27 protein-coding genes are annotated in these 23,651 nt (G+C 61.3%); 16 read left to right on the top strand and 11 right to left on the bottom strand.

The window, feature by feature from the left end; genetic code table 11:
• Position 1: 1 nt before the first annotated feature.
• A complete protein-coding gene (aqpZ, locus tag BLU46_RS31295; RefSeq protein WP_093209624.1) occupies positions 2-694 on the bottom strand; it encodes an aquaporin Z in 693 nt (230 codons plus the stop codon).
• A gap of 280 nt (positions 695-974) precedes the next feature.
• Here aqpZ and BLU46_RS31290 point away from each other — a divergent pair, with 280 nt between their 5' ends.
• Both BLU46_RS31290 and BLU46_RS31285 read left to right on the top strand, forming a co-directional pair.
• The gene (locus BLU46_RS31290) at positions 975-1,235 is read left to right on the top strand and encodes a DUF2790 domain-containing protein (RefSeq protein WP_063029819.1); all 261 of its coding nucleotides are present in this window, start codon (positions 975-977) and stop codon (positions 1,233-1,235) included.
• Positions 1,236-1,381: 146 nt separating this feature from the next.
• Positions 1,382-1,780 carry a hypothetical protein gene (locus BLU46_RS31285; RefSeq protein ID WP_093209622.1) on the top strand — a complete coding sequence of 133 codons (399 nt, stop codon included), beginning with the start codon at positions 1,382-1,384 and terminating at the stop codon, positions 1,778-1,780.
• Here BLU46_RS31285 and BLU46_RS31280 read toward each other — a convergent pair.
• On the bottom strand, positions 1,777-2,052 hold the full coding sequence (locus tag BLU46_RS31280; protein ID WP_093209620.1) for a DUF1652 domain-containing protein: 276 nt from the start codon (positions 2,050-2,052) through the stop codon (positions 1,777-1,779). The genes BLU46_RS31285 and BLU46_RS31280 overlap by 4 nt on opposite strands.
• Before the next feature lie 503 nt (positions 2,053-2,555).
• Positions 2,556-3,575 (bottom strand): threonine ammonia-lyase, biosynthetic, encoded by a 1,020-nt coding sequence (gene ilvA, locus BLU46_RS31275; protein WP_093209617.1) that lies wholly within the window; start codon positions 3,573-3,575, stop codon positions 2,556-2,558.
• Between the two features lie 258 nt (positions 3,576-3,833).
• Between ilvA and BLU46_RS31270 the strand changes: the two genes are divergently transcribed.
• Positions 3,834-4,037, top strand: coding sequence for a ParD-like family protein (locus BLU46_RS31270; protein ID WP_017475587.1), 204 nt, complete (start codon positions 3,834-3,836; stop codon positions 4,035-4,037).
• A complete protein-coding gene (gene map, locus BLU46_RS31265) occupies positions 4,034-4,789 on the top strand; it encodes a type I methionyl aminopeptidase (protein WP_093209615.1) in 756 nt (251 codons plus the stop codon). Before BLU46_RS31270 ends, map begins: the two co-directional genes overlap by 4 nt.
• A 135-nt stretch (positions 4,790-4,924) precedes the next feature.
• Here map and BLU46_RS31260 read toward each other — a convergent pair whose 3' ends face one another.
• Both BLU46_RS31260 and BLU46_RS31255 read right to left on the bottom strand, forming a co-directional pair.
• The gene (locus tag BLU46_RS31260) at positions 4,925-5,866 is read right to left on the bottom strand and encodes a magnesium transporter CorA family protein (RefSeq protein WP_063029811.1); all 942 of its coding nucleotides are present in this window, start codon (positions 5,864-5,866) and stop codon (positions 4,925-4,927) included.
• 6 nt (positions 5,867-5,872) lie between these two features.
• The gene (locus tag BLU46_RS31255; RefSeq protein ID WP_063029809.1) at positions 5,873-7,459 is read right to left on the bottom strand and encodes a RimK family protein; all 1,587 of its coding nucleotides are present in this window, start codon (positions 7,457-7,459) and stop codon (positions 5,873-5,875) included.
• A gap of 94 nt (positions 7,460-7,553) precedes the next feature.
• Here BLU46_RS31255 and BLU46_RS31250 point away from each other — a divergent pair, with 94 nt between their 5' ends.
• A complete protein-coding gene (locus tag BLU46_RS31250; RefSeq protein WP_093209613.1) occupies positions 7,554-8,654 on the top strand; it encodes a GNAT family N-acetyltransferase/peptidase C39 family protein in 1,101 nt (366 codons plus the stop codon).
• Here BLU46_RS31250 and sfnG read toward each other — a convergent pair.
• Positions 8,638-9,729: a dimethylsulfone monooxygenase SfnG gene (gene sfnG, locus BLU46_RS31245; RefSeq protein ID WP_093209610.1), complete on the bottom strand. Its 1,092-nt coding sequence runs from the start codon at positions 9,727-9,729 to the stop codon at positions 8,638-8,640. The genes BLU46_RS31250 and sfnG overlap by 17 nt on opposite strands.
• Positions 9,730-9,992: 263 nt before the next feature.
• On the opposite strand from sfnG, the gene BLU46_RS31240 reads away from it, so the two are divergent.
• On the top strand, positions 9,993-11,228 hold the full coding sequence (locus BLU46_RS31240) for an acyl-CoA dehydrogenase family protein (protein WP_093209607.1): 1,236 nt from the start codon (positions 9,993-9,995) through the stop codon (positions 11,226-11,228).
• On the opposite strand, the gene BLU46_RS31235 is transcribed toward BLU46_RS31240, so the two are convergent.
• Both BLU46_RS31235 and BLU46_RS31230 read right to left on the bottom strand, forming a co-directional pair.
• Positions 11,225-12,010: a sulfite exporter TauE/SafE family protein gene (locus BLU46_RS31235; protein WP_063029803.1), complete on the bottom strand. Its 786-nt coding sequence runs from the start codon at positions 12,008-12,010 to the stop codon at positions 11,225-11,227. The two genes, BLU46_RS31240 and BLU46_RS31235, sit on opposite strands and share 4 nt — an antisense overlap.
• An 82-nt stretch (positions 12,011-12,092) precedes the next feature.
• On the bottom strand, positions 12,093-12,872 hold the full coding sequence (locus tag BLU46_RS31230; RefSeq protein ID WP_093209604.1) for a class I SAM-dependent methyltransferase: 780 nt from the start codon (positions 12,870-12,872) through the stop codon (positions 12,093-12,095).
• A 137-nt stretch (positions 12,873-13,009) separates the two neighbouring features.
• Here BLU46_RS31230 and BLU46_RS31225 point away from each other — a divergent pair, with 137 nt between their 5' ends.
• From BLU46_RS31225 to BLU46_RS31205, 5 genes are all read left to right on the top strand, one after another.
• Positions 13,010-13,531 (top strand): DUF3455 domain-containing protein, encoded by a 522-nt coding sequence (locus BLU46_RS31225; protein WP_017475578.1) that lies wholly within the window; start codon positions 13,010-13,012, stop codon positions 13,529-13,531.
• Positions 13,532-13,601: 70 nt separating this feature from the next.
• Positions 13,602-14,129 carry a sigma-70 family RNA polymerase sigma factor gene (locus BLU46_RS31220; RefSeq protein WP_093209601.1) on the top strand — a complete coding sequence of 176 codons (528 nt, stop codon included), beginning with the start codon at positions 13,602-13,604 and terminating at the stop codon, positions 14,127-14,129.
• Positions 14,126-14,809, top strand: a complete 684-nt coding sequence (locus BLU46_RS31215; protein ID WP_093209598.1) for an anti-sigma factor — start codon at positions 14,126-14,128, stop codon at positions 14,807-14,809. Before BLU46_RS31220 ends, BLU46_RS31215 begins: the two co-directional genes overlap by 4 nt.
• Before the next feature lie 114 nt (positions 14,810-14,923).
• Positions 14,924-16,177: a chloride channel protein gene (locus BLU46_RS31210; RefSeq protein WP_093209595.1), complete on the top strand. Its 1,254-nt coding sequence runs from the start codon at positions 14,924-14,926 to the stop codon at positions 16,175-16,177.
• Positions 16,178-16,264: 87 nt separating this feature from the next.
• Positions 16,265-16,819 (top strand): UPF0149 family protein, encoded by a 555-nt coding sequence (locus BLU46_RS31205; protein ID WP_063029794.1) that lies wholly within the window; start codon positions 16,265-16,267, stop codon positions 16,817-16,819.
• A gap of 85 nt (positions 16,820-16,904) precedes the next feature.
• Here BLU46_RS31205 and BLU46_RS31200 read toward each other — a convergent pair whose 3' ends face one another.
• Both BLU46_RS31200 and BLU46_RS31195 read right to left on the bottom strand, forming a co-directional pair.
• Positions 16,905-17,534, bottom strand: a complete 630-nt coding sequence (locus BLU46_RS31200; RefSeq protein ID WP_063029793.1) for a lytic polysaccharide monooxygenase auxiliary activity family 9 protein — start codon at positions 17,532-17,534, stop codon at positions 16,905-16,907.
• 212 nt (positions 17,535-17,746) lie between these two features.
• Complete coding sequence (locus BLU46_RS31195; RefSeq protein ID WP_093209593.1) at positions 17,747-18,100, bottom strand: DUF1428 domain-containing protein; 354 nt, start codon at positions 18,098-18,100, stop codon at positions 17,747-17,749.
• Between the two features lie 174 nt (positions 18,101-18,274).
• Here BLU46_RS31195 and BLU46_RS31190 point away from each other — a divergent pair, with 174 nt between their 5' ends.
• Positions 18,275-19,075 carry an isocitrate lyase/PEP mutase family protein gene (locus tag BLU46_RS31190; RefSeq protein WP_093209590.1) on the top strand — a complete coding sequence of 267 codons (801 nt, stop codon included), beginning with the start codon at positions 18,275-18,277 and terminating at the stop codon, positions 19,073-19,075.
• Here BLU46_RS31190 and BLU46_RS31185 read toward each other — a convergent pair.
• A complete protein-coding gene (locus tag BLU46_RS31185) occupies positions 19,072-19,971 on the bottom strand; it encodes a LysR family transcriptional regulator (RefSeq protein WP_063029787.1) in 900 nt (299 codons plus the stop codon). The two genes, BLU46_RS31190 and BLU46_RS31185, sit on opposite strands and share 4 nt — an antisense overlap.
• A gap of 114 nt (positions 19,972-20,085) precedes the next feature.
• Here BLU46_RS31185 and BLU46_RS31180 point away from each other — a divergent pair, with 114 nt between their 5' ends.
• The 4 genes from BLU46_RS31180 (at position 20,086) to aroA (ending at position 23,623) form a co-directional block, all read left to right on the top strand.
• Positions 20,086-20,985, top strand: a complete 900-nt coding sequence (locus tag BLU46_RS31180) for an NAD-dependent epimerase/dehydratase family protein (RefSeq protein ID WP_093209587.1) — start codon at positions 20,086-20,088, stop codon at positions 20,983-20,985.
• Complete coding sequence (locus tag BLU46_RS31175; protein ID WP_172834564.1) at positions 20,982-21,812, top strand: SDR family NAD(P)-dependent oxidoreductase; 831 nt, start codon at positions 20,982-20,984, stop codon at positions 21,810-21,812. The genes BLU46_RS31180 and BLU46_RS31175 overlap by 4 nt, the downstream gene beginning before the upstream one ends.
• Positions 21,813-21,823: 11 nt before the next feature.
• Positions 21,824-22,282 (top strand): nuclear transport factor 2 family protein, encoded by a 459-nt coding sequence (locus tag BLU46_RS31170; protein ID WP_093209585.1) that lies wholly within the window; start codon positions 21,824-21,826, stop codon positions 22,280-22,282.
• A gap of 84 nt (positions 22,283-22,366) precedes the next feature.
• Positions 22,367-23,623, top strand: a complete 1,257-nt coding sequence (gene aroA / locus BLU46_RS31165; protein WP_093209582.1) for a 3-phosphoshikimate 1-carboxyvinyltransferase — start codon at positions 22,367-22,369, stop codon at positions 23,621-23,623.
• Positions 23,624-23,651: the final 28 nt, after the last annotated feature.

Raw genomic sequence — 23,651 nt, 5'->3', positions numbered from 1 at the left:
CTCACGCCTCCCTTGGGCAGGTGACCCCTCGCGCAACGATGGCGCCGATCACCGCGCCCACTGTCGGCGCCACCCAGAACAGCCACAATTGCATCACGTACTCCCCCCCGGCAAATAACGCCGGCCCCGTGCTGCGGGCCGGGTTGACCGAGGTATTGGTGACCGGCATGGTCACCAGGTGAATGAGGGTCAGCGCCAGGCCGATCGCGATGGGCGCGAACCCCGTTGCCGAACCAGGGCCGGTGACGCGCATGATGATGAACACCAAAAAGAACGTCGCTACGGCTTCAACCACCAATGCCGCCAGCAGGCTGTATTGCCCCGGGCTCAACTGACCATAGCCATTGGCGGCGAAAGCGTCGATCTCGAAATCCGGGCGGCCGCTGGCGATCAGCGCCAACACGGCGGCAGCGACTATCGCACCGGCCACCTGGGCGATGATGTAGGGCACTACATCGATGCCGGCCACCCGACGGCCGACCCACAGGCCGATGGTCACCGCCGGATTGAAGTGCGCACCTGAAATGCCGCCCACCGCGTAAGCCATGGTCAACACTGCCAAGCCAGCGGCCAGGGCTACACCGGCAAAGCCAATACCCAACTCCGGGAATGCCGCGGCCAGTATCGCACTGCCACACCCCCCGAAGGTCAGCCAGAACGCTCCGAGAAACTCTGCTGCGATTTTCTTTTGCACACTCAACTCCGCCCTTTTACATGCACCATCCGATGGATGGATCCACAGGCGACGGTAGCAAGCACGAATACCTGGCCCGTATCGGACTATTCCGGATGATGTGAGCGATCTTGCGGATACGCTGAAGATGAAGCTTTTGTCAGTAAAGCCTCACTTAATCGATGGTTAATCCCCCGGGAAGACAGTTGATTCGACCGCACTCGCACGGCTCCAGCCGTTGCCCAGGGCGGCCGCGGCTCATCACGTTGATGCGCCTGCGAACGACTTGCGGAGAAACACCATGAAACTGCGTACGTTAATGCTCGGTGCTGCACTGGCCCTGACGGCTGTAACGGGGATGGCGCAGGCTGACACCGCCCCCGTCGTCACGCCTTATCACTACGGCGAGAAGATGGATGTGCAAAAGGTACTTGCCATGCACGAACCCGACACCAATGTCTGCAAAGTGATCAACGCCGATATCAAGTTCGTGGACAGTCAAGGGAAAGTCCAGGACGTGGGTTATCGCAAACTGTCGGAAGCCTGCGATTGGCAGAACTGATCCCGTGCACTTTGTGGTAGGAGCGAGCTTGCTCGCCAGCGAAACGCGGGAGTTCTGAATTGACGCCGTGACTTTGCGTTCTTCGCGAGCAAGCTCGCTCCTACATGGGTATCCTTGAGCGCTCGTTACGGCTGAAAGGATTCGCCATGCAATTGCACTTCCGTCCCCTCGCTACCTTCACTGCCCTGCTGTGCTTTGCCCTCGCGCTGATCTGGGGTTTGCGCCCGGACCTGCTCCTGTGGGTGTGGAGTGTTGAATACTCCAGTGCCACCGGCCTGGTCGCCCGTCGCAATGCCGCGCTGTTCCTGGCCATCGGCATCATGTTTTACCGCGCCCGCCACTCCCCCCCTGATGCGACACGGCACGCCATGACCTCCGGCTTTGTGATCGGCTGTTTTGTGCTGGCGATGTTGGGGATCAGCGAATGGATCAGCGGCCACGCGGGCCCGGGAATTTTGCTGGCGGTAATCACGGAAACGGCGTTGGGCCTGGCGTTTATCCAGGCCCGCAAGTCTTCACTGATTGAAGCTCAACCGTCCGTTTAATAGAAAGGACGCGCACCGGCTCGTTTGAGGGCCGGGGCATGGGTGTGGGTGTTCTTGAGGTCTTCACGCAACTCGGTAATCAAGTTGCAGATCGCCCGACTGCTGTCGAGCTTGTTCGCGCAAATGCCGGTGACCACCAAGTCGACCCGGTCATGGTCGATCTCGTGATAAACCTTCACCGTCAGCGAGGCGTCTGGCGCCTTGGTGACTTCACAGCGCTTAGGCAGAAAACTTCCTTCAATAATGCCGCGTAGTTCCAGATCCGAAAGCATGGCCGACCTCTCCTTTTATGAGATTGCCAATCGATATTTATCAAAATTCGTACCGCTGGCGACCGCGATGTCACGCTCACCTTTTGCGCCTTGCCAGCCCTGGCAGACGGCTTCACGTAACCAGCCTACTAGGCCCTTTGAAGTTGCGTTGGAACCTTTCCTCATAAGCGACCACATTACTTATATAAGTTACGTGGCAGACCGCTATTACCCCATCCGTTCGGGGTGTTAACCGCTATATTTGTTGCTCATTCAGAGTTGTAACAGGATCTTATAAAGCATTAAACGTGCCGGCAGACGCACAGCTGTGCGCCCTAGAAAAATCGGGGCTTTCGGAAAAAAATACGCCCGCTGGTTCATGCGTCTTGCAACGAGCCTCCATTGGCGTCATGCAAATTGAAAGACAGCTCGTTATAAGTGCCCGCAAAAACTTTTTCCCACCTTAATAGCGGCTATCCAAACGGGTGAATGTAACTAAATTAAACATTCGTTAGATTAAACGTTTAACCTGCCTGGGCGGCCACTCGTTCAGCAACATGCCGCAAACTATCGAAGTTGATATTGGCCCCAGAGTTGATCGCCACCCATGTTTGGCCCTGGATGCCGGTCTTCGCCACATGCTTGCGGATACCGGCCACCGCCAGGGCACCTGAAGGCTCAGTAATCGATCGCGTATCGTCGTAGATCAGCTTGATGGCACTGCACAGCTCGTCATTGCTGACGGTGATCACCTCATCTACGTGGTGCCGACAGATTTCAAAGCCGTAGGCGCCGATCTGGGCCACTGCGGTCCCATCGGCAAAGCTGTCGACACTCGGCAGCACCACCCGACTCCCCGCACGCAAGGCTGCCAGCAGGCAACTGGAGCCTTCGGGCTCGACGCCGATGATGCGCACTTCGGGGCGCAGGTATTTCACGTAGGCCGCGATACCGGCGATCAACCCGCCGCCGCCCACCGGGACGAAGATCGCGTCCAGCGGGCCCTGCTGCTGACGCAGTACTTCCATCCCCACTGTGCCCTGCCCTGCGATCACGTCCGGGTCGTCGAACGGCGAGACAAAGGTGCTGCCCGTAGCCTCGGCCAGTTGCAACGCATGGGCCAGGGCAAACGGAAAGCTCTCCCCTTGCAACACCGCCTCGCCGCCTCGGGAGCGCACCCCCAACACCTTCAGTTCAGGGGTGCTGCAGGGCATGACGATCGTCGCCTTGATCCCCAATTCCCGCGCCGCCAATGCCACGCCCTGGGCATGATTGCCCGCCGACGCGGTGATCACGCCCCGGGCCTTTTGCGCGGCACTGAGCTGCACCAACTTGTTGTAGGCACCACGGATCTTGAAGGAAAAGGTCGGTTGCAGGTCCTCGCGCTTGAGCAGGATCTGATTGCCCAGCAAGGCCGACAGCGCCGGCGCCACCTGCAACGGCGTGCGCACCGCCAGGTCGTAGACCGGGGCGGCCAGGATCTTCTTCACGTAGTGCTCAAGCAATCCCGAATCTTGGGGCTGGCTCGCCGGGCGAGTACTCATGGATGTCTCCTGGGTGTTTACAAGGCCCTGGAGACGGAAAAACAAAACCCGCCTCTAGGGCGGGTTTGGGTGCAGCCGTGCGCTATCCCGCCAAATGAGGAATGGCGGTAATAATGCTTGGCTGGCAACGAAAGGTTTGAAATGTCATGAATCAAAATTAACCGGCGCCATCGGGCAAGTCAATGGCGAAACGCCAGGCTTTACGCGAAGCATACGAAACGTATACGCTTTGTATATCAACCCTGTACAGTGAAGCTCATGGGCATCGTCAAGATCACCGACCAATTGCACGAACAACTCCGTCTGGCCAGCGCCACCATGGACCGTTCCATCAACGCCCAGGCCGAGTTCTGGATCAAGATCGGCCTGCTGGCCGAGCTCAATCCACACCTGGCCTATAACGACCTGATCAACAAGCTGTTGCTGGACAAACCCGACCTGATCCGGGGGCGCGCGCAATGATCAAGACGGCGGAACAACTCGCGGTGATGCGCGAATCCGGCTGTCTGTTGGCCCAGGTGTTTACCATGCTTGACGGCTTTGTCGCCGCCGGCCAGTCGACCCTGGAGATCGACAGCGCCGTCGAAGCCTTCATCCGCAACGACCTGCAATCACGGCCTGCGAGCCTGGGGCAGTACGACTACCCCTTCTGCATCAACACCTCGATCAACGAGGTGGTGTGCCATGGCATGCCGAGCGCCAAGGACGTGCTCAAGGACGGCGACATCGTCAACATCGACATCACTCTGGAAAAAGGCGGCTATATCGCCGACTCCAGCAAAATGTACATGATCGGCAACGTCGCGCCCAAGGCCCGGCGCCTGGTGGAAATGACCTTTGAAGCCATGTGGGCCGGCATCCGCCAGGTCAAGCCCGGCGCGCGCCTGGGGGATATCGGCTACGCCATCCAGAGCCATGCCCAGAGCAACGGCTACAGCGTGGTGCGTGAGTATTGCGGACATGGCATTGGCCGCGAGATGCACGAAGAGCCGCAGATCCTGCACTTCGGCCGCCCCGGTACCGGCCTGGAACTGCGTGAAGGCATGGTGTTTACCATTGAGCCGATGCTCAACCAGGGCAGCGCCAAGGTGCGCAGCTTGAAGGATGGCTGGACGGTGGTGACGCGGGATAACAGCTTGTCGGCGCAGTGGGAACATACCGTGGCGGTGACGCGGGATGGGTTTGAGGTGTTGACGTTACAGCCGGACGTCTGAATGGCGCAAATCCCCTGTGGGAGCGGGCTTGCTCGCGAAAGCGGTGTGACAGTCGCCATCTACAGCGACTGATCCAACGCTTTCGCGAGCAAGCCCGCTCCCACATTTAGACCTCAGTGATATTCAAGATCTTAGTCAAACTGCCTTGTCGCCACTCCCCGCAATCCGCTTCAACCCCAACACCATCAACCCCGCTCCCAGCCCCATCGCCGTCATGAACAATGGGTACGAAATCCACCACGGCGTGCCCGCCGTCATCATGCTGAACTCCGACATCCCGCCTACGCTGGCGATCAGGTTCAACGGCAGGAACACCACGTTGATCAGCGTCAGCTTGCGCAGCAGGTTGTTCATGCTGTTGTTCATCAGGTTGCCCCGGGCATCGATCAGCCCGGAGAACACGTTGGAGTAAATCTCCGCCTGCTTGTAGCACTGGTTGTTCTCGATGATCAGGTCATCGATCAGGCCCAGGGTCTCAGCACTGAAATGCTCCTTTTCCCCATGGTTGCGCAGGCGCGTCAGCACCGCGCCGTTGCTGTGCAGGGCGTTGATGTAATAGATCAGGCTTTCGCTGAGGTTGAACATCTGCATCAGGTGGCGATTGCTCATCGATGCATTGAACTGCTGCTGCAACTCCCGGGCGACCATCTTGATCACCTTCAGGTGGCCCAGGTAGTGGTGGATGTTGTTGAGCAGCAAGTCCAGCAACACATCCAATGGCGTGCGTAATGGCCGGCGGGCGCCCAGCCCGGAAAGCTGGCTGTCGTCGGTGGCGATCACCAGCAACTGGTCCCCGGAAAACAGCAAGCCGCAGGACGCCACTTCAAACACCAGGTTGCCGCCGCCGGAATAGTTCTCCGGGCGCTTCCAGATCAGGAACAGGTTATCGGGGTGGAACTCGATGCGCGACACTTCGTCCGGGTCCAGCGCCGAGGCCAGGGCGTGTTCATCGAGCTTGTAGCAGTCGCGCAGGTACTTGCGCTCGTGGGGGTCAGGATTGCTGAACAGCAAGACATCCCCGCCGTCCCCCAGGCTGTTATACAACTTGCCATCGGCTAATTCAAAGCGCTGGATCATCGCGCGTCACCACACCTGGCCTTGACGCTTCAACTCCAGGCGTCGTACGAACTCCTCCAGTACCAGGGAATACAAGTCGTCTTGCAGGTAGGCATCTTCGATACCGGCGTCCATGTTGGGGTTGTCGTTGACCTCGATCACCACCACCTTGTCGCCGGATTGCTTGAGGTCCACGCCGTACAGGCCGTCGCCGATCAGGTTGGCGGTTTTTACCGCCAGTTCCACTACCGCCTTGGGCGCTTCGTGGACCGCCAGGGTGCGGCACTCGCCGTTGATGTCCTGGCCGATGGCCTTGTGGTTATAGATCTGCCAATGCCCCTTGGACATGAAGTACTGGCAGGCAAAGATCGGTTTGCGGTTGAGGACGCCGATGCGCCAGTCGTACTCGGTGTAGAAAAATTCCTGGGCCAGCAGCAACACAGAATGCTCGAACAATTCGGCGGTGGCCGTCAGCAGCGCTTGCTGGCTTTCGACCTTGATCACGCCGCGGGAGAAACACCCGTCGGGAATCTTCAGCACCAGCGGGAAGCCAAGGCGCTCCCCCACCCGTTCAAAATCTTCGGGTCGCTCCTTGTAGAGAATTTCGGTGGCGGGCATGCCCAGTTGATGGCTTTTCAGCAGGTCGGTGAGGTAGACCTTGTTGGTACAGCGAAGGATCGACGCCGGGTCGTCCATCACCACCAGACCTTCGCTCTCGGCTTTTTTGGCGAAGCGGTAGGTGTGGTTATCGACGCTGGTGGTCTCGCGGATCAGCAAGGCGTCGTATTCGGCCAGGCGGGCGTAGTCCTTGCGTTCGATCAGCTCCACATCGATGCCCAGGCCCTTGCCCACCCGGACGAAATTGTCCAAGGCACGGGCGTTGGATGGCGGCAATTGTTCCTGGGGATCGTGCAGGATCGCCAGGTCGTAGCGGGCCAACCGTCGGGAGCGTGGTTGACGCCAGATCTTGCGGCTGAAGTTATCCAGCGCATTGGCAAATTGATCTTCCTGGTCATCGCGCAACTTGTGCAATACGCCAGACTTGATGCCTTCGATGTGCCAGCCGTTATTCTTGCGAAACTCAACTAACAGGATTGGACAAGGGAAGGCTTCAAACAACTGACGAGCCAAATCCTGCAAGGGTTCAATATTGGTTCGACCAAAATAAAGTGTCAGGGTAAAGCCTTCGGTGTTGCTGTAGAGATGATGACTCAAGGCTTTGTCGAGGGTTTTATCCAGGTCATCCAGGGCCAGGCCGTACAGAGACTTTTTCGTCAGTTCGCTGATGGTGCGCACCGACGGAATTACCTTGTGGCCCCGCGCCTCGGCCAACAGCGAGCAGTAGTAGCCGTGCCCCAGGTACTTGTAGCTGCGGCACAGGTTGATCACCTGCACACGCTTGCCCGTCTCGTTTTCCCGGGTTTGCTCAAGGTATTCCTGGGCGGTGACGATGTCTTCGCTGGGGAAGTACGACGCCCAGTCTTCCTTGCGCTCGACAATAATCACGACTTGACTTGCACTCTTGGGAGGGCTGGAAAAATAACCGCTGGAAGTTATTGTCGCCGCCACTGTTTGCTCGGATACTTCACGCCAATGACCTTGTACCGCTGACATATTGATTGATCCGCTTTAGAGAACTAGACCTTTTCTATTAAGCACGATCTTTTAGAGAAGTCCCGTTTCGTTACGCAACTTTTACGGCGGTCACATGGCTCTTTCCTTTCGCGTTGCAACACCCGATGACGTGCCTGCATTGGTGGCATTGGAACAGCACTGTTTCACCACGGACCGGCTCTCCACCCGCAGCTTCCAGTGGATGGTCAGCCGCGCCCACGGGCAACTGCTGGTGGCGGAAAAAGGCAACGATTTGCTGGGCTACGCCCTGGTGCTGTTCCACCGTGGCACCTCCTTGGCGCGCCTGTATTCCATCGCCATCGCCGAGTCCTCCCGGGGCCTGGGTTTGGGCAAGCAACTGCTGACGCGCATCGAAGCCTGTGCGGTGGAACATGACTGCGCCTACCTGCGCCTGGAAGTGCGCACCGACAACCCCGGCGCCATCGCCCTGTACGAGCGCAACGGCTATCGACGCTTTGCCCTGGTCAACGACTACTACGAAGACCATGCCCCCGCCCTGCGCCTGGAGAAACGCATCCTCCAGCACCAGGACGCGCGAGCCTTGAGCGTGCCCTATTACCAACAGACCACCGACTTCACCTGTGGCGCCGCCAGCCTGCTGATGGCCATGGGCGCCCTGGAACCTGCACGGGTGGCCCAGCGCCGCGAAGAACTGCAGATCTGGCGCGAAGCAACCACCGTGTTCATGACCGCCGGCCACGGCGGTTGCAGCCCCCAGGGCCTGGCACTCGCCGCCTGGCGCCGGGGCTTTCGGGTGCGTATGCAGGTCAATGTCAGTGGGCCGTTGTTTCTCGACGGGGTGCGTGATCAGCATAAAAAAGACGTCATGCGTTTGGTGCACGACGCCTTCGAGGAAGAGTTGGCCTTGAGCGACGTTGAGCAAGTGCTCGGCGGCCCGCTGGATTTACCCCAGGTGCTGCGCGACGGCGGGCAGCCGCTGGTGTTGATCAGCAGCTACCGGCTGACCCGCTCCAAGTCGCCCCATTGGGTGATCGTCACCGACTGCGACGAAGACTTCGTGTACCTGCACGACCCGGACGTGGATCACAGCCAGCATCGCCAACCCATGGACTGCCAGCACCTGCCGGTCAGCCACGGGGAGTTCGAGCGAATGTGCCGGTTCGGCAACAACAAATTGCGGGCGGCGGTGGTGGTGTTCAGGCGACTTGCTTGATCCCGGCCTTGGCTTCCAGCTCGCGCACCAGCGGCAACACGCGCTGGCCGAAGTACTCGACTTCTTCCTGGAAATGCAGGAAGCCAGCCAGCACCAGGTCCACGCCGACCGCCTTCAACGCCACGATGCGCTCGGCGATCTGTTGCGGGGTGCCAATCAGGTTGGTCTTGAAGCCGTCGTTGTATTGCACCAGATCCTCAAAGGTCGACTTGGCCCAGTTGCCCTCGCCTTCCGGCGATGCCTTGCCCGCCTGCTTTGCCGCATCGCCAAATGCGTTGACGGCTTCCGGGTCGGCCTGCTCGATGATTTGCGCGAGCACGGCGCGGGCTTCTTCCTCGGTGTCGCGGGCAATCACAAACGCATTGACCCCGACTTTCACCGAGTGGTTGTTGGCAGCGGCCTTGGCGCGAATGTCGTCCACCTGAGCCTTGATGCCTTCCGGCGTGTTGCCGTTGGTGAAGTACCAGTCCGACACCCGAGCGGCCATGTCCCGCGCGGCCCGTGAACTGCCGCCCTGGAAGATTTCCGGGTGCGGTTCGCCCAGTGGCTTGGGCTTGAGGCTGTAATTGTCGAAGCGGTAGAAATCGCCGCGGAAGGTGAAGTTGTCCTGGGTCCAGATGCCTTTCAAAGCGCGGATAAATTCCTCGGAGCGGCGATAACGCTCGTCGTGCTCCAGCCAGTGTTCGCCGATGGCCTGGAACTCACCCTTGAACCAGCCGCTGACGATATTCACGGCGACGCGGCCGTTGGTGAGTTGGTCGATGGTTGCCAGTTGCTTGGCCGCCAGCGCAGGTTGCCAAGGGCCGGGCAAGATCGCCGCAATTACCTTGAGCTTGGTGGTGGCCGCCAGCAACGCGTGGCTGAACGCGACGGACTCATGCTGGTATTCGGCGCCATAGCCGGCGGTGAAGCGAATCTGCGTCAGAGCGTATTCGAAGCCGGCTTCCTCGGCCAACTGCGCCAGCTTGCGGTTGTAGTCGATGCCCCAGTGGGTGCGCTGTTCGATCTTGCTGACCACCAGGCCCCCGCTGACGTTGGGCACCCAGTAGGCAAATTTAACGGCTTGCTGACTCATCGGACTGTACCTCGTGGATTGGCATGTACAGCGTAGGGAGCAGCAACTGTGCCAGGCACCGTGAGAGGCCCGTCCCAAGTGGCCTGGCGCGCTGAAAAGGGCGAAAAACGACCTGCGGGAAGGTGTCATGGATTGCGGTGGTTTGTCGTTTTGCTGTTGCCGCAGCAACAGTTGGATTCGCCCCGCCCCCGCAAACAGGGCCGTTGGCACCCGGCATGGACCGTGCAACAGCTCCACTGTCCAACTGCCCAGGAGCCGTCCCCATGACCGAACATCACGTGATCAATCCACTGTCCACTGGCGTCGACTATCACGCCCTGGCCGAACGCTTCCGGCCGATTTTCCAGCGCATCGCCGAAGGTGCCGTAGAACGCGAACAAACCCGCGCCCTGCCCTACGAGCCGATCCAGTGGCTCAAGCAAGCCGGCTTTGGCGCGGTGCGGGTGCCCGTGGAGTACGGCGGTGGTGGCGCCTCCCTGCCCCAGCTATTCGAACTGCTGATCGAGCTCGCCGAAGCCGACTCCAACGTGCCCCAGGCCCTGCGCGGGCACTTTGCGTTTGCCGAAGACCGCCTGAATGCCGCACCCGGTGCGGCGCGGGACCTCTGGTTCAAGCGCTTTGTCGACGGCGACATCGTGGGCTGCGCCTGGACCGAAATCGGCAGCGTGGCCATCGGCGATGTTGTCACTAAAGTCAGCCCCGACGGCGATACATGGAAACTCAACGGTGAGAAGTTCTACAGCACCGGCAGTCTGTTTTCCGATTGGATCGATGTCTACGCCCAACGCAGCGACACCGGCGGCGATGTGATTGCCGCCACTCGCACCCGCCAGCCCGGCGTGGTGCAAAGCGATGACTGGGACGGCTTTGGCCAGCGCACCACCGGCAGCGGCACCTCGCGCTTTACCGACGCGGTGGTGGAGGCAGAAAACGTCATCGACTTTGCCACCCGTTTCAAATACCAGACCGCGTTCTACCAGTTGGTACTGCTCGCCACCCTCGCGGGCATCGGTCGCGCGGCCCTCAAGGATGTGGCGCATCAGGTGCGCAGCCGCAAGCGGATCTACAGCCACGGCAATGCGGCCCATGTGAGCCAGGATTCGCAGATTCAGCAAGTAGTGGGCGAAGTCGCGGCGCTGGTGTATGCCGCCGAAGCCAGCGCACTGAAGGCTACCGTCCCTGCGCAGCGGGCTTATGTGGCAAGGTTCGGTGGGGATGATGCGGTGGAGCGCGAAGCCAACGTCGCCGCTGAAATCGAATCAGCCAAGGCGCAGGTGGTGGTCTCGGAACTGATCCAGCGCGCCACCACCGAACTGTTCAACGCGCTGGGGGCGTCGGATGTGCGCCAGGGCAAAGCCCTCGATCGGCACTGGCGCAATGCACGCACGGTGTCGTCCCACAATCCGGTGATCTACAAGGCGCGGATTGTCGGCGACTGGGTGATCAATGGCACCGAGCCGCCGTTTGTATGGCAGATCGGCAATGGGTCGGCGCGTTAAAGTGCCAGCTTGAAGCCGATCATCACCAGCATGAACGCCAGGCAAGGCCGCAATATCCCGTCCGGGACCTTGCCGGCCATGTGGCTGCCGACATAAATCCCCGGCAGCGAGCCCAGCAACAGGAAGCCCAGCAGGGTCCAGTCCATGTTGCCCATGCTCGCGTGGCCGAGGCCTGCCACCAGGGTCAATGGCACGGCATGGGCGATTTCCGTGCCCACCAGGCGCTTGGTGGCCAGGAACGGATACAGGATAAACAGTGCCACGGTGCCCAGGGCGCCGGCGCCGATGGAGGTCAGGGCCACCATGGTGCCGAGGATCGCGCCGGTGACGACGGTCAGCCCATTGAGGTTGCGCGGCGCCATCTTGTAGTCGTCGCCGGCGTGCCGCTGGGCGAAGGCCAACAGCTTGTTCTTGAACAGGATCGCCGTGGCCGTCAGCAGCAACACCACGCCCAGGGACTGCTTGATCACCGCGTTCAAAGCGGCGGGATCAGTGTCCAGGCTCTTGAGGAACCACAAGGTCAGCAACACTGCAGGCACGCTGCCCAGGGTCAACCAGCCAGTGATGGTCCAGTCGATGTTGCGATTCTTGCTGTGAACCAGCACCCCACCCGACTTGGTGATGGCGGCATACAACAGATCGGTGCCCACGGCGGTGGCCGGGTTGATGCCGAACCAGAGCAAGATCGGCGTCATCAACGAGCCACCGCCTACACCGGTCATTCCCACGATAAATCCAACAATCAGGCCAGCAATCGAGAAACCAAAATTACCTACATCCATTACCACTACCTGCGGCCTTATAAAATTCTGGCCGCAGCATAGCGATTTTTCTTATAACGACTTATATCAATACGATCTGACTTTATGCTTTTTTCGTCAGTCGCTGGCTGCAATAGGCCTGGGTCTGGTACGGGAACGCGACGGTCTCACGGCCACGCAAGGCCGGGTGGGTGTTGATCAGAGACTGCAACTGCTCGGTGACCAGCGCCTTTTCCGCCTCCGGCAACGCCGCGATAAAGCTCACGGAGAGGAAGCGATCCATGATCACTTCCTGAGGGCTGCCCACGTGGCTGTAGGGGAAGCAGGTCATTTCGGGGGCGGAAAAATACTCGCCGGTAAACGCCTCGCGCCAACGTCCGGTGTGAAAGCGCGGGGTGTCACCCTCGTAAGGCGTGATGATTTCGGTGATCGCTGCGACCCAGTCAACCGACTCGTCCCGCACGTTCCAGATCAACCCCAGGCGGCCGTCCGGCTTGAGCACCCGGTGAATTTCCGCCAGGGCCGCTTCCGTGGAGAACCAGTGGAACGCTTGGGCACACACCAGCGCATCGGCGGTTGCCGCCTCAAGCGGAATGGCTTCGGCGATGCCCGACAGCAGGCGCACGTTCGGCAGCAGCTTTTTCAACTGCGCGCCCATCGCCTCCACCGGCTCGACCGCAATCAACGTCGGCGCCACGGTATTGAGCAAACGGGTGAACTTGCCGGTGCCCGCGCCCAAGTCGATGACTGTGGAGTGGGAATTGATGTGCAGGGCGTCGGTCAGCCAGCCCGTGAGTTGCCGTGGATAGTCCGGTCGGCCTTGGGCGTAGGTGACGGCCTGAGTAGAGAAACCCTGTTGAGCAGACGTGTGAACACCGGTCATTGCCAATCTCTCCTCTGGTAGTGCGGGGGGCCACAGTGTGCGCCCTTACCGATTTATTTTCTAATCGCTGCATCCGTTTGCGCGTGCCGTGGGTAGTACCGGTAGCAGCGCCTTGCTGCCCTTAAGGAGAGACACCGATGAACGCCAAAGCCCTGTTCTGCGTGACCTGCCTGTTTGCCGCTGCACCGACCGCCTTTGCCCAGACCGGTTTACCCGACAGCATCAAAGTGCCGGACGGTCACAAGGTAGCGATGGAAACCACTGGAGTCGGCGAAATCACTTATGAATGCCGGGACAAGGCCAACGCTGCCGGCCAGACCGAATGGTTTTTCGTCGGGCCCAAGGCCGTGCTCAATGACCGCAGTGGCCAGCAGGTCGGCAGCTACTTCGGCCCGCCGGCCACCTGGCAGGCCAAGGACGGCTCGAAAGTCACCGGCACCCAGTTGGCGGTGGCACCGTCCAGCCCCGGCAACCTGCCCTATCAACTGGTCAAGGCCAACCCAGCCGAAGGCAAGGGGGCGATGAGTGGCGTCGCGTACATTCAACGGGTTGCCCTCAAAGGTGGCGTAGCACCAAGCACCGAATGCACCGCGGCCAACAAGGGCCAGCAGGCAGTGGTGAAGTACCAGGCTGACTACATCTTCTGGGCGGCCAATTAATCAAACTCGTCTACGCTGCTGCGAAAGCGCCCCGGGCTCACCGCCGGGGCCTCCACCTGGAAACCTGTCTTTGCCTGAAACCGATTTTGACTATGAAGCCTGCCTGCTGGCCTGCGCCCGTGGCGAACAACTGGCCTTGCGCGGGCTGTATCAACAGGAAAGCTTCCGGCTGTTGGGAGTTGCCTTGCGCATCGTGCGCGACAAGGCCGTGGCCGAAGACATCGTGCATGACGCCTTTATCAAGATCTGGAAGGGTGCCGCCAGCTTTGACCCGCACAAGGGCTCGGCCCGCGGCTGGGTGTACAGCGTGACTCGGCATTTGGCGCTGAATGCTGTGCGCAGTAGTGGCCGCGAAGTGCCCCTCAGCGAAGAACATGAAAGCGCAGCGCCCACCGACACCTTCGACTATCAAGCGCGCTCGGGGCGGATCTACAGTTGCCTCGAACAACTCGACCCGGCCCGCCGCAATTGCATCCTGCATGCGTATGTAGACGGTTATTCTCACAGCGAAATCGCGCACAAACTCGGCACCCCATTGGGCACCGTGAAAGCGTGGATCAAACGCAGCCTCGCGGCATTGCGTGAGTGCATGGCATGAACAGCATCGAAGAACTGGCCAGCGAATATGTGCTGGGCACCTTGCCCGCCGAACAGCGTGCCGAGGTGGAACAGCGCCTGGCAACCGACACCGCGTTGCGCGCAGCGGTGGACGCCTGGGAGCAGCGCCTGCTGCCATTGACCGAACAGGCTGCGCCCGCAACGCCGTCGGTGTATTTATGGCGACGCATCGAGCGCAGCCTGGGGCATTCGACCAATCACGATTCGCCCGTCTCGTGGTGGAACCGGCTGGCCCTGTGGCGCGGGCTGGCCGGTGCGGGCATCGCGGCAAGCCTGGTATTGGCGACGTTGCTACTGACCCGTACGGCTGCCATCAACCCGACCGCTTATGTGGTGGTGCTGGTCGCCCCGCAAAACCAGGCGCCGGGCTGGGTGATCCAGGCGAGTAATACTCAGGAAATCCAGCTGATTCCACTGGGCGTCATGGAAGTACCGGCAGACAAGACCTTGCAGTTCTGGACCAAGGGCGAAGACTGGCAAGGCCCGGTGTCGCTGGGCTTGGTCAAACCCGGGCAGACGTTATCTGTGCCCCTGGACAAACTCCCGCCACTGGCACCGAACCAGCTGTTTGAGCTGACCCTGGAAAATCCGGGCGGCTCGAAAACCGGCAAGCCGACAGGTCCGATTCAGGCAATCGGCCGGGCGGTTAAAGTAATCTGAACGTAATGCAATGTTGTGGAAGGCCAGTTCGTGCACTGGCATTACATCTCGGGGCTATGGCGTCACCATTGCGCTATAGAATCGGGCTCGAAAACCCGGCTCCCTGGACCCTTCATGCCCTCAAAAACCCGTTCGCTGCTGATTCTCGCCCTCGTCGTCATCTTCACCGGCATCGGCGCCGGCCTGGGCGGCATGCTCCTCGCCTTGCTGCTGCACGGCATCCAGCACCTGGCCTACGGCTACAGCCTCGACAGCCTGATCAGCCATGAAACCTTTCTGCTCGGCGTCACCGCCGCCGCGCCCGAACGCCGGGTGTTGGTACTGATCACCTGCGGCCTGGTGGCCGGTGTGGGTTGGTGGTTGATCTACCGCTATGGCCGCCCGTTGGTGAGCATCAAGCAAGCGGTCTCGGCCGACGCGCCGATCATGCCGCCCAAGACCACCCTCGCCCACGCCGTGCTGCAAATCATCACCGTGGCCCTCGGCTCGCCCTTGGGCCGTGAAGTGGCGCCACGGGAAGTCGGCGCGCTGGCCGCCACCTGGTTGTCACAACGGGCGCGGCTGGCGCCGGACATGCATCGGCTGATCGTCGCCTGCGGCGCGGGTGCCGGGCTGGCGGCGGTGTACAACGTGCCGCTGGGTGGTGCGGTGTTTGTGCTCGAAGTGTTGGTGGGCGTGTTCAGTTGGCCGGCGGCCGTGATTGCCTTGGCCACCTCGGCTATCGGCGCGTCAGTGGCCTGGATCGGCCTGGGGGCAGAGGCGCAATACGTGGTGCCGCACTTTGTGCTCAGCCCTGGCTTGATCGCCTGGGCGCTGGCCTGCGGGCCGGTGTTCGGGTTGGCCGCCTATGGGTTCACCCGCCTGACCGGCGCCGCCCGCAGCAACGCCGCCCGTGGCTGGCGGCTGCCGGTGCTGTCGCTGATCAACTTCACCATCATTGGCGGCCTGGCGATTTTCCTGCCGCAAATCCTCGGCAACGGCAAAGGCCCGGCGCAGTTGGGCTTCGACAACGAGCTGACCATCGCCTTGGCCGCCGTGCTGCTGGTGGTCAAAGTACTGATCACCGCCAGCAGCCTGCGCGCCGGTGCCGAAGGCGGTCTGCTGACCCCGGCGCTGGCCAACGGCGCCCTGCTCGCGATCATCCTCGGTGGCGCCTGGAACCTGCTGTGGCCCGGCGTACCGCTGGGGGCGTTCGCGATCATTGGTGCGGCGGCGTTCCTGGCATCGAGCATGAGCATGCCGTTGACGGCGATTGTGCTGGTGGCGGAATTCACCCGCATCGACCATGACTTCCTGGTGCCGATCATTCTCGCAGTGGCGGGTTCGATGTGCATGAGCAAGCTGTGCGTCCTGTGGGAAAAGCGTTGAAGAAGCTGGATTAAAACCCCGACACGCGCCATCCTCCGCGCTTTAAGCCGCCCCCTCAGCGGCGTTCTACGCACAAAGGATATGCCCATGCACGACCAACCCCTCGCCCCCGCCGATTTCGAGTTCATCGACGAAACCCTGCTCAAGTACGGCGACGACCATTCGGTGCTGAACCTGGCCGAGCTCGACGGCTACTTCACCGCACTGGTTTCAAGCCCCGCGCAGGTGGAGGTTGCCGAATGGTTTCCCGGTATCTTTGGTGGGCAGAACCCGGATTGGGAAAGCCCGGAAGAAGCCGGGCAGTTTCTTGAACTGTGCGTGCGCCATATGAATGCTATTGCCACGCAACTGGCGACCGATGCCCAAGGTTTCAAGGCGCGTTTCGAAGAAACCGAGCACCAGGACCAGCCACTGACCCTGGCGGAAGAATGGTGCTTTGGCTATATCCGTGGCGCCGCCATTGGCAACTGGCCAGAGCTGCCCGCCGAACAGGCCGGGCAACTGGAGAAGATTTCCTGGTGCGCCGAGCAGGACAACTTCGAACTGCCGGCAGACCTGGATGTTGATGCCCATCAGCAACGGGTAGCCGCTATCGAACCGGCCGCCCGCGCGTTGCACGACTACTGGTTGGCCCAGCGCTGATTGAGCGTGTGCTGAACGCAACACCTGTGGCGAGGGAGCTTGCTCCCTCGCCGCATTTATGTTGTTGCTCCAGGTTCAGTTGCCGCTAGTTGAAATCGACGTCAAACGCCTGGTAGAACGCATTGCCAGTGTTGGCTACGATCCACATCAACACCAGCACATGCCGGCCCTTCTTGCCCTTGGGCAATGTCACTTGATGCTCGACCTTGGCCTTCAATTCTGCCGAGTGCTGGTAATACGGCACCTGGGTGTAGAAATCCTCAAAGAAAGGCTTGGCCTCCAGTTGAGCACGGCTGATGCGCTGCTTGGGGTCCCAACCGTCCTTGGTGATCAACCAGCGATAGCCACGGGTCACGTGCGCGGCGGTGTAAGCCCACTGCACCTTGAATACCTGGCCGGCTTCAACATTCAACAACGGCCAGTTAAACGGGGTGTTGAGCTTCTTACCCATTTCTTCGTCGGTGAAGTTCACGCAGTCGCGGGCATCGGTCTTGCCGCCGCTGAGGATGTGCCCGTCGGCGGGGGGCGTGACGCTCTGATCGTCAGTTTCGTAAGGTGCCGGAAACGGGCCGGCGTTGAGGGCCGGGAAGTTCTTGCCGCCTTCCATTTCGTTGACTTGCCAGCTTTCCAGCAGCCCGCGTTCTACCGCCACCGAGCCACGGCTGGCGGGGGTCACGACGCGACCATGCCTGAGTTGAGTCTGGGGTTTGTTCATTTCAGTCACTCCTTGATTGAAGACTTCCCCTCATGGGAAGCGCCTTGAACTTAGCCCACCCCGCCGGGTTGTCTACCCGACGGTTCTGTCAGACAAATCGCGTCATGTCTTTGTTTTGCGGAGTTTTCGTAGCGGTCCTGCATCGGTTCTGTCGTCGGTCCTACCCTGCAACAGGCGATCGGACTACAGCGGCCGTCCGTGAACACCTGGCCTCAGGTGTTCAGGATCATCTCAAATCCGCCATAGATCATCCGCTGCCCATCAAACGGCATCGGATTGGCGTCCGCCTTCAGGCGCGGGTCTTCCATCACCTTGCTCATCCCGGCATCACGCATCTCGCGTGATGGCCACAGGATCCAGGAAAACACCACGGTTTCATCTTCCTTGAGCTTGACCGCCATGGGGAACGAGGTCACCTGCCCTTGGGGCACATCGTCGCCCCAACACTCGACAATATTCAGCGCCCCGTGCTCCTTGAACACCACGGCTGCGGCCTTGGCGTGCCGGATGAATTGTTCGCGGTTTGCGGTGGGCACCGCGATCACACAGCCATCTACGTAAGACATGATCATTCTCCTGACTCGACGGGTTGTTGTGCCTGTAGTCGATCCATCAGGCGCTTAATCGACATCAACGTGGCAAATGTCGACCAGTGGTGTGTTATCGATTGCGATGCCGGGTCGATTCTTGATATGACAGGCGCCTTCAACAACAAAGCCCACCCAAAGGACTGACCCGCCATGACCGCCCACGCTACCGCCTTCCACGCCCTGCACCATGCTCAACTGTTGATCCTGCCCAACGTCGCCGATGCCGGCGGTGCGCGCCTGGTGGCGCAACTGGGCAGCCAGGCCGTCGCCACCAGCAGCGCGGCCGTTGCCTGGACCCACGGCTATAAGGACGGCAATCAGCTGCCGCTGCCGCTGCTGGTCAGCACCGTGCAATCCATCGCCCGGGTGATTGACGTGCCGCTGAGCGTGGACATCGAGGCCGGTTATTCCGACGACCCGGAGCACGTGGGCCGGGTGATCAAGGCCGTAATCGACGCGGGCGCCGTCGGCGTCAATATCGAGGACGGTGCCGGCACCCCTGAACTGCTGGCGCGCAAGATTGAGGTTGCCCGTCGTGTGGCGGACAGCTGTGGCGTGAAGCTGTTTATCAATGCCCGTAGCGACGTGTATTTGAAAGGATTGGCCCCAGAGCCACAGCGCCTTGAAGAACTCCTCAAGCGCGCGGCGTTGTACCAGGGCGCAGGCGCCGACGGGCTGTTTGCCGCCGGCATCCATCTGGAACACGAAATCCGTCAGCTCTGCCAGGCGACCAACTTGCCGGTCAACGTGCTGGCCTGGGCCGGCCTGCCCGCGCCCGAGACGCTGCAAGCCTTGGGCGTACGCCGCCTCACGGCCGGCTCGAGCATCGCCGAATTCCTGTATGGCGCCATGCACAGCCTGGCCGAAGGTTTCCTGCGAACCGGGAAGCTCGATACCCATGAGCTGAAGGCGTTCACCTACGGCGACTTGAATGGCCGCATGCCGGGTTAAGACGTCCCACGTACCAACGGCATATTGGCGACAATAAATTCGATAAACACCCGCAGCTTGGGCGGCACCTGCCGCCCCGACGGCCAGAGCAGGTTGAACTGGCCACCCTCCCAGGTGTAATCCCCAAGCACCTCCACCAGATGCCCGGCCGCCAGCGCCTCGCGCACCACGAAGTCGGCCGCATAAGTCAGGCCTTGGCCTTGCACCGCCAGCTCCATGCGCCCTTCCACCGAATTGCAGATCATCGAGCGCGGCAGCTCAAGCTCCAGCGCTCGCTCGTCGCGGCGCATCTGCCAGGCCTGGAGTTTGCCGGAGGCGGGAAAGCGGAAATGGATGCAGCGATGTGCGTGCAGGTCTTCCGGGCAACGCGGCGTTCCGTTCCGAGCCAGATAATCCGGGGAGCCAACGACCAACATTCGATAAGTGCCCAGCGGACGCGCCGACAGCCCGGAATCCTTCGGCGCACCGCTGCGGATGACCGCGTCGAAACCTTCGGCAATCACGTCTGCCAGACGGTCGTTGAAATCCAGGTCCAGCTGGATCTGCGGGTACAACGCCTGGAACTCGCCGAACATCCTCAGGAACGGCCGGGCAATCATCGGCAGGCCAACCCGCAGCGGTCCCTGGGGCGCGGCAAGGGTTTGCGACAGCTCTTCACCCGCCACTTCCAGCTCCGCCAACACCCGCCGGCAGCGCTCGACAAACTGCGTGCCCTGGGCCGTGAGGGTGATGCTGCGGGTGCTGCGATGGAACAGCCGCACACCAAACTTTGCCTCCAGCCGGGCAATGCTCTTGCTCACCGCCGACGCCGAGATGCCCAGCGCCCTGCCCGCGCCGACAAAACTGCGGGCTTCAGCCGCCGCGACAAACACGCCGATGGCATTCAGGCTTTCCATACGCTCCCCCATTAAGGACTCTGGAGTCCATTCTAAACAGAGCTGAGGCCTGTTTTTCCGCTAATTGTTCACGCCTATGGTGGTGGCTCGTTCCCCAGCCACAGGCTTTTACCCATGAAGATTTTCCTTACCGGTGCCAATGGTTTCGTCGGCGGCAGCGTCGCCCATCACTTGATTGCCCAAGGGCACAGCGTGCGCGGCCTGCTGCGGGACCCGCAGAAAGCCGCACGCCTGCAAGCCCAGGGCATCACTCCAGTGATTGGCAGCCTGGATGATCGCCAATTACTGATCGACGAAGCTCGCCAAGCCGATGCCGTGATCGATGCCGCCAACAGCGACCACGCCGGCGCCGTCGACGCGTTTATCGAGGCGCTGCGGGGCTCCGGCAAACTGCTGATCCACACCAGCGGCTCCAGCATCATCGGCGATGATGCGTTGGGTAATACGCTGTCCGAACACATCTTCGACGAAGACACTCCGTTCATCATCGAGGCCCCCAAGCAAGCCCGTTACGACATCGACCTGCGCATGATGGCTGCCGCCGACCTGGGCATCCGCAGCGTGGTGATCTGTCCGAGCAATATCTATGGCGTAGGCCATGGCCTGACCAATCACAGCTTCCAGCTGCCATTCCTGATGGCCCGCGCCCGGGAAACCGGAGTGATGCGTATTGTTGGGCGTGGGGTTAATCGCTGGTCCAACGTGCACATTGATGACGTTGCGCAATTGTTCCTGCTGGCCGTGGAAAAAGCCCCGGCTGGCGCGTTCTATTTTCTGGAGAACGGTGAAGCATCGTTTATCGATATGGCCGCCGCGCTGGCCAAGCGCATGAACCTGGGCGCGGTGCAGTCATGGCCGGCGGAAGAAGCCGAGCAACATTGGGACGCGATGCACGTGCATTACACCTTCGGCACCAATAGCCGGGTCAAGGCCAAGCGTGCTCGCGCCGAGCTGGGTTGGGCGCCGCGTCACGCTTCGATACTCGACTGGATCGGCAGCGAGATGCCGCTATGAGCCGCGTCTGGATGATTACCGGCAGCGCTGGCGGCCTGGGTGCCGGCATCGCCCGCGCGGCGCTGGTTAACGGCGACCAGGTGGTAGCCACCGACCTTGACGTGGCCCGTCTGGACCAGTCCTACAGCAGCGACCAGGTGATGACCGCCGCGCTGGACATCCGCGATGAGCAACAGGCCCAAACGGTGGTGGCCGCCGCCATCGCACGATTCGGACGCATCGATGTGCTGGTCAATAACGCCGGCTACGGACAGTTCGGGCCTTTCGAGGAAGTCGAACCCGAGGCCATCGAGCGCCAGTTCGCCACCAACGTGTTCGGCACCTTCAATGTCACCCGCGCGGTGCTGCCGGTGATGCGCCGCCAGCGCAGCGGCCACCTGGTGATGATGTCGTCCAATGGCGGCTTCAAGGGCGTGCGTGGGGCCTCGATGTATTCGGCGTCGAAGTTTGCGATTGAAGGGTTCTCCGAAGCCCTCGCCGAGGAAGTCGCCGAGTTCGGCATCCGCCTGACGCTGCTGGAGCCCGGGGCGTTTCGTACTGACTTTCTCGACAGCCGGATGCTCAAGCTTGGCACCCGGGGACTTGAGGATTACGCCGAATTTCGCGCCCGCACGCTGGCGGTCTTCGAGGCTCGTAATCACCGGCAAATCGGCGACCCGGATCGGCTAGGCCTGGCGGTTGTGCAATTGGCGGCTCTGGCAGCACCGCCCTTGCGCTTCGTCGCTGGCAGCGATGCGCTCAGTGTCGTCGAAGCCAAGCTGGACCAGGTTCGCGCCGATCTTGAACGCTGGCGCTCGCTGTCCACCTCCACCGATTTCCCTCAATAAAGGCCTCTGTCATGACCGACCTCATCACCCGCGTAGAACAGCTGGAAACCCGCTTCGCTCTGGAGCGCCTGATCAGTGAGTACGCCCACGCCTTCGACGACCGCGACGAAACGCTGCTGCGCAGCATCTGGCACGACGACGCACGGCTGGACCTCGGTGCCGCGTTTGGCTGCCATGACGGCGTTGCAGCGATCATCGCTTCAGCCCACCTCAACTGGGCAGCCATGCCGCATATGCATCACTGGATGGCCAACCCGCTGATCGACATCAGCGGCGACACCGCCAGCGCGAGGGTTGCGGTGGATTGCCTGTGCACCCATAACGAACTGGGGCAGGTGCAGATCAGCGGTCTTTATCACGACCGGTTCGAACGCCGGCAAGGGCGCTGGGCGTTCAGCGAGCGGCGCTTTGAGCTGCACTTTCTGACGCCGCTGGCAGGCTGGAAGCCGGTGGCGGGGCTTGAGGCGTAGATCCATGCTCGACAAGGGTGGCGTGTTTGGCCGATTATTCGTGTCCGCCAAACGCCACCCGCCTTGAAGCAGGAGCCTTGTACCTTGAGTTCGCAGAAAACCGTGACCGTTACACCGCCCAACTTTCCACTGAACGGCAAGGTAGCGCCCCCCGGCTCCAAATCCATTACCAACCGTGCCCTGCTGCTGGCGGCCCTGGCCAAGGGCACCAGCCGTTTGAGCGGCGCGCTGAAAAGCGATGACACCCGCCACATGTCGGTGGCCCTGCGGCAGATGGGCGTGGTGATCGATGAACCGGACGACACCACGTTCGTCGTCACCAGCGTTGGCAAGCTGCAATTGCCGGCGCAACCGCTGTTCCTCGGCAACGCCGGCACCGCGATGCGCTTTCTCACCGCCGCCGTGGCCACCGTGCAAGGCACCGTGGTGCTGGACGGCGACGCCTACATGCAAAAACGCCCGATCGGCCCGCTGCTGGCGACCCTCGGCCAGAATGGCATCCAGGTCGATAGCCCTACCGGTTGCCCACCCGTGACCGTCCATGGCACTGGCCGCGTGCAAGCCAAGCGTTTCGAGATCGACGGCGGCCTGTCGAGCCAGTATGTATCAGCACTGTTGATGCTGGCGGCGTGCGGCGAAGCCCCCATTGAAGTGGCCCTGACCGGCAAGGACATTGGCGCCCGTGGCTACGTCGACCTGACTCTGGACTGCATGCGCGCCTTCGGTGCCCAGGTGGACATCGTTGATGAAAGCACCTGGCGCGTGGCCCCGACCGGCTACACCGCCCACGATTACCTGATCGAACCTGACGCTTCCGCCGCCACCTACTTGTGGGCTGCCGAAGTGTTGACCGGCGGCCGCATCGACCTCGGTGTCGCCCCGCAGGATTTCACCCAGCCCGATGCCAAGGCCCAGGCAGTGATCGCACAGTTCCCGCAGATGCAGCCGGTAGTCATCGGCTCGCAGATGCAGGACGCAATCCCCACCCTCGCCGTACTGGCCGCGTTCAACAACACGCCGGTACGTTTCACGGAACTGGCCAACCTGCGGGTCAAGGAATGTGATCGGGTGCAGGCACTGCATGACGGCCTGAATGAAATCCGTCCGGGCCTGGCGACCATTGAAGGTGATGACTTGCTGGTGGCCAGCGATCCGGCCCTGGCGGGCACCACGTGCAACGCGCTGATCGACACCCACGCCGACCACCGCATCGCCATGTGCTTTGCCTTGGCGGGCTTGAAGGTCTCGGGGATCAGGATTCAGGACCCGGACTGCGTCGGCAAGACCTATCCTGAGTACTGGAAAGAGCTGGAAAGCCTTGGGGTCCATCTGACGTATTAAGCCGCCGGCGCCGGTAACGGGAGGGAGA

Origin of the sequence: Pseudomonas yamanorum, from assembly GCF_900105735.1 — a bacterium.
Taxonomy (GTDB): Bacteria; Pseudomonadota; Gammaproteobacteria; order Pseudomonadales; family Pseudomonadaceae; genus Aquipseudomonas; species Aquipseudomonas yamanorum.
Note: the sequence above shows the minus strand (reverse complement) of the source record. Positions and strands in the feature narration are given on the sequence as shown.